Annotated in this window: 12 protein-coding genes; 9 read left to right on the forward strand and 3 right to left on the reverse strand. The window is 65.8% G+C overall.

Annotation, left to right across the window (positions count from 1 at the left end):
- Nucleotides 1-7: 7 nt before the first annotated feature.
- Nucleotides 8-775, reverse strand: a complete 768-nt coding sequence (locus tag DOM66_RS09990; RefSeq protein ID WP_110690028.1) for an NRDE family protein — start codon at nt 773-775, stop codon at nt 8-10.
- Between the two features lie 354 nt (nt 776-1129).
- Between DOM66_RS09990 and DOM66_RS10000 the strand changes: the two genes are divergently transcribed.
- The 6 genes from DOM66_RS10000 (at nt 1130) to DOM66_RS10025 (ending at nt 6880) form a co-directional block, all read left to right on the forward strand.
- Complete coding sequence (locus DOM66_RS10000; protein ID WP_110678290.1) at nt 1130-1921, forward strand: sulfite exporter TauE/SafE family protein; 792 nt, start codon at nt 1130-1132, stop codon at nt 1919-1921.
- Nucleotides 1922-1957: 36 nt separating this feature from the next.
- Nucleotides 1958-2764 carry a prolipoprotein diacylglyceryl transferase gene (gene lgt / locus DOM66_RS10005; RefSeq protein WP_110678292.1) on the forward strand — a complete coding sequence of 269 codons (807 nt, stop codon included), beginning with the start codon at nt 1958-1960 and terminating at the stop codon, nt 2762-2764.
- Between the two features lie 125 nt (nt 2765-2889).
- Nucleotides 2890-3684, forward strand: a complete 795-nt coding sequence (locus tag DOM66_RS10010; protein WP_110690029.1) for a thymidylate synthase — start codon at nt 2890-2892, stop codon at nt 3682-3684.
- Nucleotides 3685-3737: 53 nt separating this feature from the next.
- Nucleotides 3738-4238 carry a dihydrofolate reductase gene (locus DOM66_RS10015; RefSeq protein WP_407071984.1) on the forward strand — a complete coding sequence of 167 codons (501 nt, stop codon included), beginning with the start codon at nt 3738-3740 and terminating at the stop codon, nt 4236-4238.
- Between the two features lie 61 nt (nt 4239-4299).
- The gene (locus DOM66_RS19895) at nt 4300-5256 is read left to right on the forward strand and encodes a ProQ/FINO family protein (RefSeq protein WP_245392408.1); all 957 of its coding nucleotides are present in this window, start codon (nt 4300-4302) and stop codon (nt 5254-5256) included.
- 460 nt (nt 5257-5716) lie between these two features.
- Nucleotides 5717-6880, forward strand: coding sequence for a porin (locus DOM66_RS10025; protein WP_110690031.1), 1164 nt, complete (start codon nt 5717-5719; stop codon nt 6878-6880).
- A 574-nt stretch (nt 6881-7454) separates the two neighbouring features.
- Here the strand turns inward: DOM66_RS10025 and plsB are convergent.
- Nucleotides 7455-9857, reverse strand: a complete 2403-nt coding sequence (plsB, locus tag DOM66_RS10030) for a glycerol-3-phosphate 1-O-acyltransferase PlsB (protein WP_188115168.1) — start codon at nt 9855-9857, stop codon at nt 7455-7457.
- Nucleotides 9858-10048: 191 nt separating this feature from the next.
- On the opposite strand from plsB, the gene DOM66_RS10035 reads away from it, so the two are divergent.
- Nucleotides 10049-11167: a phospholipase D-like domain-containing protein gene (locus DOM66_RS10035; RefSeq protein ID WP_110678302.1), complete on the forward strand. Its 1119-nt coding sequence runs from the start codon at nt 10049-10051 to the stop codon at nt 11165-11167.
- 12 nt (nt 11168-11179) lie between these two features.
- Here the strand turns inward: DOM66_RS10035 and DOM66_RS10040 are convergent, their stop codons facing one another.
- The gene (locus DOM66_RS10040; protein WP_110678304.1) at nt 11180-11878 is read right to left on the reverse strand and encodes a YecA/YgfB family protein; all 699 of its coding nucleotides are present in this window, start codon (nt 11876-11878) and stop codon (nt 11180-11182) included.
- 161 nt (nt 11879-12039) lie between these two features.
- Between DOM66_RS10040 and DOM66_RS10045 the strand changes: the two genes are divergently transcribed.
- Together DOM66_RS10045 and acs are read left to right on the forward strand one after the other, a co-directional pair.
- Nucleotides 12040-12660, forward strand: a complete 621-nt coding sequence (locus tag DOM66_RS10045; RefSeq protein ID WP_110690290.1) for a SprT family zinc-dependent metalloprotease — start codon at nt 12040-12042, stop codon at nt 12658-12660.
- Between the two features lie 218 nt (nt 12661-12878).
- On the forward strand, nt 12879-14831 hold the full coding sequence (gene acs / locus DOM66_RS10050) for an acetate--CoA ligase (RefSeq protein WP_110678306.1): 1953 nt from the start codon (nt 12879-12881) through the stop codon (nt 14829-14831).
- Nucleotides 14832-15085: the final 254 nt, after the last annotated feature.

Genomic DNA, 15085 nt, shown 5'->3' on the forward strand with positions numbered 1-15085 from the left:
TCTGGCGCTAAGCCGACGTCGACTCGTTCACGCGCTCTCCCCGCGGCACTCCCATGGCAGCGTAGCTACGCTCCGAAATCGTGATAGCGCCATGCGCCGCCGCGCTCACCAGCGTGGTAGCACGGGTACCGTACGCTTCCCCAACGATGAAGATCGGCGACAGTCGGCGTTCGGTCGCCAAGCCGACGCCGGTGTCGGGCAGCTCGGTATCGGTGGCGGGGCGTTTGTCATTCATGGCCTGCCACATCGAGGCTTGCCAGTCGCTGCCGTCGAGTGCCTGCCGCAGTGCCTTCCGCGCCCGCACCAGCTTGGGCCAGGGGGTGTTCAGCGCGGCGTTGGAGAGCCCATGGAGGCCGGGTGCGACCTCGTCGAGGGTGGTCGCGTCGCGGCCATGGTGGATTACCCAGAGCCGCTCGCCCTGACACAGCAGCAGATTGAAGCCGGCATAGCGCTGGGCGCCGGCGCTGGCCAGCGCCTGGAGCCAGCGTTGCGGCTCGATCGCCTGCAGGGCGGCGGTCACCAGATGTCCGCGGCTGGGCGCGTTCTCGGGTGTCGCCATGTGGCCATCGCGGACATTGGTCAGGGCGGCGAAGCGCCCACCGGGGGCGGCGGCCAGCCAGGTGCCGCCGCCCTCGAGATCGCGGCCACCGAGCAGCGGTGCATCCTGCCAGTGATGCAGGGCGGCGCTGGGGCGGGCGTGGAACTCGTCGCGGTTGGCGGCGAGACGCAGCGGCTGGTCGCTATCCGGCTGCCAGTCGAAGACGATCAGACACATGGTGAGGCTCCTGCAGGGTGAGTGGTGGCAGGCGGCAGCCCCGATAGCGGCAGCCATGACAGCGGCAGGCTGGCAGCGTACCATGAGAGGGTGCTTACAAAATGTCTGCGCTCGACAATACGGCGTTGAAATCGACCTCAAAATGCTCATTTACCCCCTGTAAACTCCGCTTTTTCGGCCGATTTCGCCTTGTCTTGCCTTCGCTCGCCGAATTTGTAAACACCCTCTGAGCAGGCTATTCACTTCCCGCCCCTGGATTTCATACCCAAGGATCACCCGCATGTTTCGAGACCCGGCGCTGGTAGCGCTTCCCGGCGAGATCACCTCTTCGCTGTCTGGCCGCGGGGTGGCGCGATGCTGACCGCGGTGGTCATCTATCTGCTGGTGGGCGCCATCGCCGGGCTGCTGGCGGGCATCTTCGGTATCGGTGGCGGCATCGTGATGGTGCCGGCGCTGGTCTTCACCTTTCTGGCCCAGCAGGTCGACCCGGCGGTGACCGCCCACCTGGCGGTGGGGACCTCGCTGGCGACCATCGTCGTTACCGGCGCCTCCTCGGCCTGGGGGCACTGGCGCCGGGGTAGCGTGCGCCGCGACTGGCTGCGACTGATGATCCCGGGGCTTCTGGTCGGCGGTATCCTCGGTGTGCTGCTGGCCTCGGCGCTGCCCGGGGCGGCGCTGACGCGGCTGTTTGGCGTCTTTGCCCTGATCATGGCGCTGAAGATGCTGCTGTCGCGTCCGCCGGCCACCCAGGGGCGTCAGCCCCAGCGCTGGCCGATGGCGGCGGCGGGGGCGGTGATCGGTGGCGTCTCGACGCTGTTCGGGGTCGGCGGCGGCGTGATGTCGGTGCCGTGGCTGTCGCGCTTCACCCAGCGCATGACCGAGGCGGTCGGCACCTCCGCCGCCATTGGTCTGCCGATCGCGCTGATCGGTACGGTGACCAATGTCGTGGTGGGCTGGGGCGAGGCCGGGCTGCCGAGCGGCGCGACCGGTTTCGTGATGTGGCCGGCGTTTCTCGGCCTGATGGTGACCAGCGTGCCGATGGCTCGAGTGGGGGTGAAAGTCGCCCATGCATTGCCTGCCAAGGTGCTGCGACGTATCTTTGCCCTCCTGCTGATCGTGGTCGGGTTCAAGCTGATGCTGGGCTGACCGACGATCTCGACCCCCGCTGCCGAAGGAGCGCGCATGCTGGCCTATCCCGATATCGATCCCATCGCCGTCTCGCTGGGGCCTCTCAAGGTGCACTGGTACGGACTGATGTACGTCGTTGGCTTCGTCGGCGCCTGGTGGCTGGGGCGTTTGCGTGCCGCGCGATTAGGACTCAAGCCCGATGATATCGGCGACATGCTGTTCTACGGTGCGCTGGGCGTGGTGCTGGGCGGGCGCCTGGGTTATGCGCTGTTCTACGGGCTCGACCGCCTGATCGAGAATCCACTATGGCTGTTCCAGATCTGGGACGGCGGCATGAGCTTCCATGGCGGTCTGATCGGGGTGCTGATCGCGTCGCTGCTGTTCGCCCGCAAGCACGGGCTGGCCTTCTTCCAGCTCACCGATTTCGTCGCGCCGCTGGTGCCGATCGGACTGGGGGCGGGGCGTATCGGCAACTTCATCAATCACGAGCTGCCCGGCCGTGTCACCGATGTACCCTGGGCCATGGTGTTCCCCGGAATGGGTGGGCAGGGGCGGCATCCGTCATCGCTATATCAGTTCTTCCTTGAGGGTGTGGTACTGTTCACCATTCTCTGGCTGGTATCGCTGACCCCACGCCGGCGCGGTTTCGTTTCCGGGCTCTTCCTGGTCTGTTACGGCTGCTTCCGCTTTCTGTCCGAGTTCTTCCGTCAGCCGGACCCGCAGCTCGGCTTCATCGCCTTCGGCTGGTTGACCATGGGGCAGCTGTTGTCGCTGCCGATGATCCTGGCCGGCGTGGCGCTGGTGGTATGGTCTCGCCGCAATGCGGTCGACGATGCCCGCGCCGACTCCGCGGCCGGTTGAGCGCGCAAGGTAGCGATGCCGGCCTGGTGAAGCGCTCGACGCGCTGGAGACATGTGATTTCAAGCGCCGCCTGGACTGCTTCATCGGTCTGCGGCGCTGCTAGCTAGTGAAGGAGTGCCAGCCCAATGCGGCCTTATCTCGATCTGATGCAACGGGTGCTGGATAGCGGCATCGAGAAAGCCGACCGCACCGGTGTCGGTACGCTGAGCGTCTTCGGTCATCAGATGCGCTTCGATCTGAGCCAGGGGTTTCCGCTGGTGACGACCAAGAAGCTGCATCTGCGCTCGATCATCCACGAGCTCTTGTGGTTTCTGCGTGGCGACACCAATATCGCCTATCTGCATCAGCACAACGTCACCATCTGGGACGAGTGGGCGGATGCCAATGGCGATCTGGGGCCAGTCTACGGCTACCAGTGGCGTAGCTGGCCGGCGCCTGACGGTGAATCGATCGACCAGATCGCCAAGGTGGTGGCGCAGATCCGCCACCACCCCGACTCCCGTCGGCATATCGTCTCAGCATGGAATCCGGCGCTGGTCGATGATATGGCGCTGCCGCCGTGTCATGCGCTGTTCCAGTTCTATGTCGCCGAGGGGCGGCTGTCGTGCCAGCTCTATCAGCGCAGCGCCGATATCTTCCTCGGCGTGCCCTTCAATATCGCCAGTTACGCGCTGCTCACGCACATGGTGGCGCAGGTCTGCGGCCTCGAGCCGGGGGAGTTCGTGCACACCCTGGGCGATGCGCATCTCTATCTCAATCATCTCGATCAGGCCCGGCTGCAGTTGAGCCGCGAGCCGCTGCCGCTGCCGAGACTCAGGCTCAACCCCGAGATCGATGACCTGTTCGCATTCCGGTTCGACGATATCGCGATCGAAGACTACCACTCCCACCCGGCGATCAAGGCGCCCATCGCCGTATGAGTGATTCGACCCCCAGCAGCGCCTCGCACGTCGAACTCGATACCCCGGTGGCGATGATCGCGGCACTATCGCAGAATCGCGTCATTGGCGTGGACAACCAGCTGCCCTGGTACCTGCCCGAGGATCTCAAGCACTTCAAGGCGCTGACGCTGGGCAAGCCGCTGGTCATGGGGCGCAAGACCTTCGAATCGATCGGGCGGCCGCTGCCGGGTCGGTTGAATATCGTGATCACGCGCTCGCCGAGCTATCGACACGAGGGGGTTCGAGTCTGCCACGATCTGGCTGCGGCGCTGGCGCTCGCCGACCAGCAGGCGTTGATCGATGGCGCCGACGAGATCATGGTGATGGGCGGGGGCGAGATCTACGCCCAGGCGCTGCCGCTGGCATCGCACCTCTATCTCACCGAGGTCGCGGTCACACTGAACGGCGACGCGCACTTTCCGACGCTCGAGGACGGCCAGTGGCAGGAGATCGAGCGTGTGGCCGGGGCTGCCAAGCCGGGTCAACCGGATTATGCTTTTGTCCACTACCGCCGGGCGGGAAGCTCTGGCTGAGTTTGAACGACCTGCGTGCCCGACACGCGGGTCGCCGCACAAGCGAGGGAGGAGTCAGGCCGTGTTGACGGAACGAACACAGGCGCTGCTGGCGGAGATCGAGCGCAAGATCGATGCCAGCCAGGCAGCGCTGGAGGCCGAGCGGGAACGCAGCAGGACGCTCGCATCGGAAAATCGCGCGCTCAAGGAGCGCCTGCTGGCACTGGCCGAACTCGACCCCATGATCAGTGGCGGACATGTGCACCCCGAAGACCCCGATGGCGGTAGCCGGGTGCGCGGGCTGGGCAGCCTGGCCTTCCGGCGCTCACGGGCCCGGGAAGAGGGGGGCGAGGAGGCGTCGCGGCGCAGCCCTTCGCCGCTGCAGCGCCTCACTTCGACGCCATCGGTGTCACCCGAGCTGCCTGCTGAGCAGGAGGCCCCGGCTGCGCCGGAGATGGCTGCGGCACCGCAGGCGCCGGCGTCTCACGCCACGCCCCCCTCGGAGCCCGCTGCGGCGAGCGCTTCGCCATCCTCCCCGACGCCACCGTCGCAGGCGAGTGATGACGCCGCTGCAGTTTCGGATGGTGCAGGTGGCGCCGAGCCGGCAGACGGCGGTGCAGCCCAGAACACGCTGGCGTTCGGCGCCGAACATGAGGCGCCTTCGCCCCACGCGCTGCTGGCCCAGTGGTACAAGCGCTACCCCCAGGCCTTCTTCAAGGGGCATACTCGGCCGCTGAAGACCGGGATCCATCTCGATCTCTGCGCTTGCGAGCCCTGGCCCGAGAAGCTGGTGCGGCGGGCGCTGGCCTGCTATGTGCACCTGCCGCGCTATCTGAAGTCGGTGCGCGAGGGCGCGCGTCGGGTCGATCTGCAGGGGGCGGACAGCGACGTGGTCAGCGCTGAAGAGGCCAAGCACGCCAAGCGCCAGCTGGAGGCGTTGCAAAAGAAACAGCAGGTGAAGGAGACGCGCCAGCGGGCCGACAAGCTCGATCGCAAGATCGGCGAACTGCTGGCCAAGCATGGCCGCCGTGATGCCTGATTCTGGGCACCGCTCTGGCCCCAGTCACGGCATCGACGCTGCGTGGCGTGGCGTCGCACCTTTCTTCGCTCGATAGCACTTTCGTCGTATTTTGCCAGGCCGATTCGGACGCTATGGTGCGCCCGGCATGATGTGTCAGTCGCCAGGCGTCGCGCCTATGTCATTGAAATGACATCGGTCGGCGCTAGCGTAATGACGTCTCTCAGCCGTCGATGATGACGCAAAGCATGAGCGCCGGAGGCTCCACGGAAGGTGCGGCGAGCAACGAAAACAGTGTTTTTTTCTTGTTGCGTTCGCTACACGTCCAGTATATGGTTTCTCGGCGAGCATTGGACAATAACAAGGCTTCAGAGTTCCGCAGCCGTCATTCGTTCGCGTGACGAGGCTGGTTGAAGGGTACCGAAGCCGACTGCATCTGCAGACACGATCGAACAGTAAGCTAGTTAAGGAACCTATCGCGATGAAAAAGACGCTCTTAGCGACTGCTATTGCTGGTGCCCTGGGCGCCTCCGCTGCGGCTCAGGCGGCGACTGTCTACAACCAGGACGGCACGCAGCTCGACATCTACGGCAACATCCAGATCGCCTACAAGTCCATCGAGACTGGTAGCTACGACAGCGCAGGCCGTATCACTGGCTCCGATTCCCAGGACGAGCTGTTCGACAACGGCTCCACCGTCGGCTTCTCCGGCCAGCACGTCATCAACCCGGGCCTGACCGGCTACTTCAAGGCCGAGTTCGAGCACAAAGCCGACGAAGAGAAGATCGGCAACGGTCTCGGCAACGGCGACCAGGCTTACCTGGGTCTGAAGGGCAACTTCGGTGACGCACGCCTGGGTTCCTGGGATCCGCTGATCGACGACTGGGTCCAGGATCCGATCTCCAACAACGAGTACTTCGACAACACCGACTCGACTCGTGACCTGGGTGGCCTCTACGGCTACGCTTCTTCCAAGCGTATCGATCGTGAAGGCGACAAGTTCCAGTACATGTCTCCGGTCTGGGCTGGCCTGCAGTTCGCCATCGGTACCCAGTACAAGGGTGATGCCGATTGGAATGGCAGCGACGCTGACTTCGACGTCGCTGGCTACGAACATCGTGGCGGTTCCAACGCTTCGTTCTTCGGTGGTCTGAAGTACGCTGTGGGCGCGTTCTCCGTCGCTGCTGTCTACGACGACCTGAACAACTACAAGCTGCAGAACACCACGACTGGCGACTACTCCGAAGCCAAGGCTTACGGTGTGACCGCTCAGTACACCATCGACACTCTGCGTCTGGCAGCCAAGGTCGAAGATACCGACATGAAGGTTGACGGCGAAAGCGGCGATATCATGCGCTACGCCGTCGGCGCGCGCTACGGCTACGCCCTGTCCGACAACTTCGCTGGTGACCTCTACGGTTCCTACCAGTACGTTGACGCTGACAAGAACGTTGCTATCGCCACCAACCGTGGTGCTGTCGACAGCGCTGGCAACTACGCTGGCGACGACAACTTCAACGAATTCATCCTCGGCGCGACCTACAACATCTCGCCGGCGATGTACACCTTCGTTGAAGGCGCCCTGTACGACCGTACCCACGACGTGGGCAACGGCGTCGCTGTGGGTGCTGTCTACAGCTTCTAAGCGATACCCGACTCGGGCGGCCACGGCCGCCCGTTCGAACGAAGCCGGCCCTTGGGCCGGCTTTTTCATATCTATCTGTTAGATAATTCGCATCTCCTCCCCGCTGGACTGCTTCGCCGGTGTGATCGATCTCTACACCGCGACCTGCCAAATGCCACACCGCTGCCGTTGCTCCATTGGGGGCGTTATTCACCTATCATCCGGGACTTTCCCTGCGTTGAGGCAGGCTTTTCCTGGATTGCCATGGGCATTTTCGACGGCTGACGCGGACTGGATTCGACGCCTTTCCTGGTGTCTTCTTGCGTCGCCTTTTCACGACCTTTCTCACCGCATGGCGACTACCCTCACCAGGCTAGCGGTTGCGCGTCAGAGGTAGTCGATGCTGCGCCATTACCGTGAAGAGTGCATATCGCAACCTGGTGCAGCGGCAGGGGAGCTGCCTCCGCCGCGGCCGCCAATGAGCGGGGCTCGGTGCTGGCCTGAATGGGGAAGCATCCTTGAGGACATGAGTGGGTGCTGGGGTATTCAAGGCGTAGCCAAACGAGCGCGTGAGCGGAAGGCGTGCCGGTCCGGCTCACTGCCGGGTGAGGCGGACCAGACGATGGCGCAGCTCCGGATCGAACAGGGTGCGGCTGCGCTTCTGGGCGCGCATCAGGGCGTCGTCGTAGTGCAGTCGCTCCTCCTCTACACGCAGCCATCCCTGCGCTTCCAGGGTTTCCAGCAGCGCCGAGAAGAGCCGCTTGTCGAAGAACTCCGGCGCGTTGAGACCCGCCAGTAGCGTCAGCCGCTCGGCCAGCAGGCGGCTGTGCTCCTCCAGCGTCTCGCGGGTCAGCTCACCGCTCGGGTAGCGCAGCAGCGAAGCCAGCAGCAGGTAAGTGCGTTCGAGTGTCGGCTGCACTGGCTGGCCGAGCAGACGCAGCTGCTCGCTGGCTTCCAGGTGACCGGGCTGGCGGCGCCACTCGTTGTCACTCTGCTTGAGCAGCCCTTCGGCGCTCAGGGCGTCGAGGGTGGCCGCCAGGTGTTGACGATGATCCGCCACTTCGCGGGCATTGAGCTCGCGAGCGATCAGCGGCCACGCCGGCGCCAGCAGGGTATCCAGCTCGTCGAGGCAGAACGCCACGTTGTTGCGGAAAGCGAAGGCCACCAGCCCGAAGTGGGTGAACAGGTGCAGCACGTTGTTGCGGTACCAGGTGAGCAGCGTGGCCTGTTCGGGGCTGGCGCTGATCAGCTCGCCCAGCGCCTGGGGGCGGCGCTGGATGAAGCCGAGCGCGACCACCTGATCGATCCAGGCGGCGGCGTCACCCGCCGGCAGGCGGCAGTGCGCGCTGCCGGGTGCGCGCTGTTGCAGCCGCACCAGCAGCGCCACCTGATGCGCCAGCAGGTCGGATTCGATGGTGTGGTGCGGCGTCGCCAGCAGGGCCATCGCCACCAGCGAGACGGCGTTGACGGTGGCGCCATCGTTGATGCGTTCGGCCAGCGTGCGACCCAGTTGGGGCACTGCGCGCTTGAGCCACTCGGGGCGCGGCTGGTCGCGCTCCGCGCGCCAGGCGGGGGCGAGGCCATCGAGGAAATCGGTCAGTGACAGCGGCTCGCCGACGTTGACCGCGACCCGGCCGTGCGGCTGGCGCAGATGTCGCAGCACATGTATCAGATCCAGCGGCGACTCCTTCTTCTTGCTGCCGCCGCGCAGCTCGCGCAGATAGGCGTTGCTCTCGAGCACCTTCTCGTAGCCGATGTAGACCGGTACGAAGGCGACGTCGCGGGTGGCGTCGCGCACGAACGAGCGCAGCGTCATCGCCAGCATGCCGGGGCGCGGGTCGAGCATGCGGCCGGTACGGGAGCGCCCGCCTTCGATGAAGTACTCGACCGGCTGGCCGCGGGCGATCAGGCGGTGCAGATATTCGTTGAATACCGCGGCGTAGAGCCGGTTGTCCTTGAAGCTGCGACGCATGAAGAAGGCACCACCACGGCGCAGCAGCGGACCGATCAGCGGCATGTCGAGATTGCGTCCGGCGGCGATGTGCGGTGGCATCAGCCCCTCCCGGTAGAGCACGTAGGAGAGCAGCAGATAGTCGACATGGCTGCGATGGCAGGGCACGTAGATCAGGGTGCGCTCGCCGGCGATCGCCTTGACCGCCTCCAGGCCATGCACATCGACGCCGTCGTAGAGCCGGTTCCACAGCCGTTTGAGCAGTTCGTAGAGAAAGCGCAGCACCGGGTAGGACATGTTTGACGCGATCTCGCGCGCATAGCGCTCGGCGCGCTTGCGCTCCTTGAGCGCGTTGCTGCGGTTGGCAGAGGCCGCCTCGTCGATTGCCTGGCGGACCGCCGGGCTGCCCACCACGCCCCGCACCAGGGTGCGGCGGTGGGAGATGTCGGGGCCCAGCACCCGGGCGCGCACGCGGCGAAAGTGGACCCGTAGCACGCGGGCGAGGGTGCGCTGGGTCAGCCGGGTGTGCGAATCGTCGAGCAGCGGGCGCAGGCGAATCGGCTCGCCCAGGTGGGCTTCCAGATGACGACCGTTGACGATCAGCGACAACAGCCGCCGCAGGCGACCGCTCCAGGCCCAGTCGTCGGCGGCGAGCATCTTCCAGAAGCCGAAGTCCTTGCCCGGGGCGCGGCTCCAGAACACGCTCACCGGCACCAGCTGCACGTCCAGTTCTGGGTCCTGTTCGAGTGCTGCCAGCAGCGGCCCCAGCGGCTCGGCGCCCTGGGTCTTCACGCCGCGCCAGGTGCGCCGCAGACGCGGCAGCGGCAAACAGCTCGGCAGCGTCAGCTCGCCCAGCGCGACCCGGCGGCCGGCGTCGGGCAGGCCCAGCTTGCGGGTCAATTGGGCCACCGCAAGCTCGTCGCTGAGCGACGGGTGCGGAAGAACGTAGAGCGTGATCGGCTCGGGGTCTAGTTCCACCGGGTCGGGTTCGACCAGCCGGAAGCCGAGCCAGCGGCGCACGATGCCACCACTCAGGCGATGCCACATTCGACCTGCGCCGCTGACTGACCGCATGCGTGAAGACCTCGCAAATTCATCAGTATAGCGATATCCGCCGGTGGCGACGATGGTGCGCGGGACGGCGTCGGCCGCGCGCTGAGTGCCGTTGGATAGCGCGCTCTTTTCTGGCGCGGCAAAACGTGCGTCAATCGGGGCCGATGCAACCGGCGGGAGATGCCATGCGCGCGACATGGAAGGGCGGCAATCGCTTCGAGCTACTCCCGGAGGGCAAGCGCTTCTGGCCAGCCATGCGGGCGGCGATCGAAGGCGCTCGAGAGCAGCTGTGGATCGAACTCTATCTGATGGAATCCGGGGCGCTGGCCGAGCGCTTCGTGCACACGCTGGAGGCGGCGGTGGCACGCGGCGTGGCGGTGCGGATGATGCTCGATGGCGTCGGCAGCATGGGGCTTGCGCGGCGTGATCGCCAGCGCCTACGCGCCGCCGGGGTCGAGCTGCGCTTCTTCAACCCGCTCTCGGTGACCCGTCTGGGGGGCAACCTGATGCGCGACCACCGCAAGCTGGTGGTGGTCGACGGCGAGGTGGCATTCACCGGTGGCTTCGGCATCGTCGACGAATTCGTCGACGCCTGGTACGAGGTGGCGGTGCGGGTCGAAGGGCCGGTGGTCCATGACTGGATGAGGCTGTTCGCGCAGGTGTGGGATTCGCCGCTGACCCGTGGCGGACGCTCGCGGGCACGGCTCTCGCCGCGGTTGCCGCCGGCGCCGGCGAGCGCGGAGGAGGGCGCCCGCGGGCGGGTGATCTCCGGGCGTGGCCACCGCTATCAGGCGATCCGCCTGTCGCTCCACGGGCGTATCTCCACCGCGCGCCAGCGGTTGTGGCTGTGCACACCCTATTTCGTGCCCACCCTGAGTCTGCGCCGGCAGCTGGCCCAGGCTGCGCGACGTGGCATCGACGTGCGTCTGCTGCTCGCCGGCGGGCATCACGACCATCCGGGCATCCGCTATGCCGGGCAGCGCTTCTACGGGCGACTGCTCAAGGCCGGGGTGCAGATCTACGAGTTCCAGCCCAACTTCATCCACGCCAAGTTCTGCGTCGCCGACGACTGGGTCTCGCTGGGCTCGTGCAACTTCGACCACTGGAGCCTGCAGTGGAATCTCGAGGCCAACCAGGAGATCGAGGACAGCGCCTTCGCCGCCGAGGTCGCCCAGCTGTTCATGCGCAACTTCGCCGCCAGCCAGCGGATCGACGCCGCCTCCTGGCGCCGCCGCCCCTGGTGGCAGCGGGTGCGCGAATGGGCATTCGGCACCGTCAACGCCTGGATGACGCGGCTCAAGTAAAGGAAGCGCGCCTCAGCGCTTGCCGCCACGCTGCCGGGCGCTCCCCTTGCGCGCGCCGCCGCGGGACTTGCCTTCGTGCTTGCCGCCCGACTTGCCCGGGCCGCGCTTGGGTGCCTCCGGCGGTACGCGAAAATGCAGGTAGAGGTCGAGGGTCAACTCCGGCAGCTGCGTGGCCAGGGCGCTGAACTGTGCCTCGTCGGCGACCATCTCGGCCATCTCCGGCTCCTCCTCGAACAGTCCCGACAGCGCCATGAAGGGCAGCAGCAGGGCGGCGACGTGGGATTCGTCCTGGGCGAACCAGGTCGTTTCATCGAGAAACACGGCCTGCATGAAGCCGGCGCACCAGTCCTCGATGGCGGCGGCCATCTCGCCGTCGTCGTCGAGGTCGGTGTCGAACGGCAGTTCCAGCCACTCGCCGCGTTCGAGAATGTCGCCGGCCTGGCGTGTCAGGGTCTCCATCAGCGTGATCACTTCGTCGCGCGCCGCCAGCTCGGCGAACGCCGGTGCCGTCTCGAACAGCTCCGCCAGCCACTGCGTCTGGGGCGGCGACTGCGGCGCCACGGCCAGTGCCACCAGGAAGCCGTGGGCGCTGATCACGTCGGGGGCCTCCTCGCCCAGTTGCTCGGGAGCGAGAAGCTCGTCGAGTCTTGCCAGGCCGGTATCGTCCAGCGGCGGATGGCTGTCGATGGCGTCATCGTGGTCGGCTGACATGGGAGCTCCTGGACTGAAGTGAAGAATCGCGGTGCGGGTGCGCTGGACGCTTCCCGCCGTTGGTTGCATTCTACCATCGGCGTCCCGCTCATCGCCTGCCCGCAGCGATCGGCCCTGGCGCCCGCCGTCATCGATACTCAGCCATGCCACGCGACCGCCTCATGACTTCGCTCTCACCCACACCGTGTACGCCCGCACTCGCCCCCGCCGACCCTCACGCTCTGGCGCGGCTCGACCGCGGCGCCCTGCAGCAGGCGCTGGTCGCGCGTGCCGAGGCCGCCTGGGAGCTGGCCCGGGAGGTCCACCCTGGTTTGCCGCGTCCGCGGATCTGGTTCGATCTGCGCGGCCGCAGCGCCGGGCAGGCGCACTATCAGCGCGGTGGGCTGCGCTTCAACGCCACCCTGCTCGACGAGAACCGGGTCGCCTTCATGGAGGAGATCGTGCCCCACGAGATGGCCCACTGGCTGGTGTTCCATCTCGACGAGGGGCGCCGTGCCCGCCCTCATGGGCACGAGTGGCAGCGGGTGATGCGCGGTCTCTACGGGCTGGTGCCGACCGTCACCCACCGTTTCGACGTGGCCCGGGCCAGCCCCATGCCCTATCTCTATCGCTGCCACTGCGTGCAGCCCCACCGTTTCAGCGCGCGGCGTCATGCCGGCGCCCAGCGCGGCACCCGTTATCGTTGCCGGCGCTGCCGTGGTGAGCTGGACTATGCTGGGTACGACGCCGGTGACGCGGTCGGGCTGGGTGGGGCGCAGGCGAGCAGTGGCCCCGGAGATTGACTGACCGCCGCTGGCTCCGACTTTCCCGCTGATCTAGGTTGAGGTCAGACGAAGGTCTAATAGGGGGTGACCAGCGCCAGCGTTATATGCTGGCGGTCTTCGTCGCCGGTCCGCTATCACATTGAGCTGATTGAGCTTTCACCGTTACAGCGAGGGCCGAGCGCGCCGCCGGAAGTCGGCGCTTCGACCGTTGAATCCGAGGAAATGGGGAGATCGCCATGAGCGAGCAGCAGCGGGTCTATCCTGTCGACCAAGCGTTGGCAGACAAGGCCTGGATCGATCGCGAGCGCTACGAAACACTCTATCGCCAGTCGGTCGAAGACCCTGAGGGATTCTGGCGTGAGCAGGCTCGGACGCTGGCCTGGAGCCGCGAGCCGACACGCATCAAGAATACCTCCTTCGCCTCGGACAACGTCGATATTCGCTGGTTCGAGGATGGCGAACTCAACGTCGCCTACAACTGTCTCGACCGCCATCTGGAAACGCGCGGCGATCAGACCGCGATCATCTGGGAAGGCGACGACCCCGCCGACCACAAGGTGATCACCTATCGCCAGCTGCATGCACGGGTATCGCAGCTGGCCAACGCGCTGAAAGCGATGGGCGTGGGCAAGGGCGACACCGTCACCCTCTATATGCCGATGGTGCCGGAGGCGGCGATGGCGATGCTCGCCTGTGCGCGCATCGGCGCGGTGCACTCGGTGGTGTTCGGCGGCTTCTCGCCGGATGCCCTGGCCGGGCGTATCGTCGACTCCCAGTCACGCCTCGTGATCACCGCCGACGAGTCGGTGCGTGGTGGCAAGCAGGTGCCGCTGAAGGACAACGTCGACGCGGCGCTGACCCGCGACGGCACCGATGTGGTCGAGCATGTGCTGGTGGTCAAGCGCACCGGTGGCGAGATCGCCTGGCACGAAGGTCGCGACCAGTGGTTCCACGAGCGAGTCGATGAGCAGTCCGAGGAGTGCCCGGCGGAGACCATGAACGCCGAGGACCCGCTGTTCATCCTCTACACCTCCGGCTCCACCGGCACGCCGAAAGGGCTCAAGCACACCTCCGGCGGTTATCTGCTCTACGCCGCCCTGACCCACCGCGCCGTCTTCGATTATCACGATGGCGAAGTCTACTGGTGCGCCGCAGATGTGGGCTGGATCACCGGCCACAGCTATATCGTCTACGGGCCGCTGGCCAACGGTGCCGCCACGCTGATGTTCGAAGGCGTGCCGACCTATCCCAGCCATGGGCGGATCGGCCAGATCGTCGACAAGCACGAGGTCTCGATCCTCTATACCTCGCCCACTGCGATCCGCTCGCTGATGGCCCACGGTGAGCGCATCATGGACGACAGCCGGCGCGAGACACTGCGCGTGCTGGGTACCGTCGGCGAGCCGATCAATCCCGAGGCGTGGGACTGGTTCTACCGTGTGATAGGTAACTCGCGCTGCCCGATCGTCGACACCTGGTGGCAGACCGAGACCGGCGGGCACATGATCACGCCGCTGCCGGGCGCCACCGATCTCAAGCCGGGCTGCGCGACCAAGCCGTTCTTCGGCGTGCAGCCGGCGCTGCTCGACAACGACGGCCATCGCCTCGAAGGGGCGACCGACGGCAACCTGGTGATTCTGGACTCCTGGCCGGGTCAGGCGCGCTCGATCTGGAACAATCACGAGCGCTTCGTGCAGACCTATTTCTCCACTTACGAGGGCGTCTACTTCACCGGCGATGGCTGCCGCCGCGATGCCGATGGCGACTACTGGATCACCGGGCGTATCGATGATGTGCTCAACGTTTCCGGCCACCGCATGGGCACGGCGGAGATCGAGTCTTCGCTGGTGGCCCATCCGGACGTGGCCGAGGCCGCGGTGGTGGGCTACCCCCACGACATCAAGGGGCAGGGGATCTACGTCTACGTCACGCTCAACGACGACGTCGACGCCAGCGATGAACTCAAGCAGACGCTCAAGCAGTGGGTGCGCAAGGATATCGGGCCGATCGCCACCCCGGATGTCATCCAGTGGGCGCCGGGGTTACCCAAGACGCGTTCGGGCAAGATCATGCGCCGTATCCTGCGCAAGATCGCGGCCAATGAGTGCGATGGTCTCGGCGATACCTCGACCCTGGCCGATCCCAGCGTGGTCGAGGATCTGATCGAGCACCGCCATATTAAGTCTTGATCAGGTGTGGATGCCGGACTTCCTCGGGAAGTCCGGTTTTCATCTATATGAGTGAATGAGTGGTTCGTGGTGCTGTCGATACCCACGCTTTTAATAGGGTCGTCGCGAATAAAGACGGAGTCTCGGCGTTATCCTGGGTTAAGTCGCTAGTGCGGGAGAAGCCCCTTCTTTATCGCTGAGATAGCGGCTTTTTTACGCCGGGGTTTCAGCCTGGAGGAGCGCCCCGAGGCAACGTCAGGTGACGGTTTTTTTTC

It is taken from the genome of Salinicola endophyticus (assembly GCF_003206575.1).
Classification (GTDB): Bacteria; Pseudomonadota; Gammaproteobacteria; order Pseudomonadales; family Halomonadaceae; genus Salinicola; species Salinicola endophyticus.

Excerpts from the sequence above, each read along its gene's own strand:
- DOM66_RS10045 (WP_110690290.1), top strand. The coding sequence starts at position 12,040 with ATGACTTCGCTCTCACCCACACCGTGTACGCCCGCACTCGCCCCCGCC.
- DOM66_RS10025 (WP_110690031.1), top strand. The coding sequence starts at position 5,717 with ATGAAAAAGACGCTCTTAGCGACTGCTATTGCTGGTGCCCTGGGCGCC.
- DOM66_RS10010 (WP_110690029.1), top strand. The coding sequence starts at position 2,890 with ATGCGGCCTTATCTCGATCTGATGCAACGGGTGCTGGATAGCGGCATC.
- acs (WP_110678306.1), top strand. The coding sequence starts at position 12,879 with ATGAGCGAGCAGCAGCGGGTCTATCCTGTCGACCAAGCGTTGGCAGAC.
- lgt (WP_110678292.1), top strand. The coding sequence starts at position 1,958 with ATGCTGGCCTATCCCGATATCGATCCCATCGCCGTCTCGCTGGGGCCT.
- DOM66_RS10000 (WP_110678290.1), top strand. The coding sequence starts at position 1,130 with ATGCTGACCGCGGTGGTCATCTATCTGCTGGTGGGCGCCATCGCCGGG.
- DOM66_RS10015 (WP_407071984.1), top strand. The coding sequence starts at position 3,738 with ATGATCGCGGCACTATCGCAGAATCGCGTCATTGGCGTGGACAACCAG.
- DOM66_RS10040 (WP_110678304.1), bottom strand. The coding sequence starts at position 11,878 with ATGTCAGCCGACCACGATGACGCCATCGACAGCCATCCGCCGCTGGAC.
- DOM66_RS10035 (WP_110678302.1), top strand. The coding sequence starts at position 10,049 with ATGCGCGCGACATGGAAGGGCGGCAATCGCTTCGAGCTACTCCCGGAG.
- DOM66_RS09990 (WP_110690028.1), bottom strand. The coding sequence starts at position 775 with ATGTGTCTGATCGTCTTCGACTGGCAGCCGGATAGCGACCAGCCGCTG.
- plsB (WP_188115168.1), bottom strand. The coding sequence starts at position 9,857 with ATGTGGCATCGCCTGAGTGGTGGCATCGTGCGCCGCTGGCTCGGCTTC.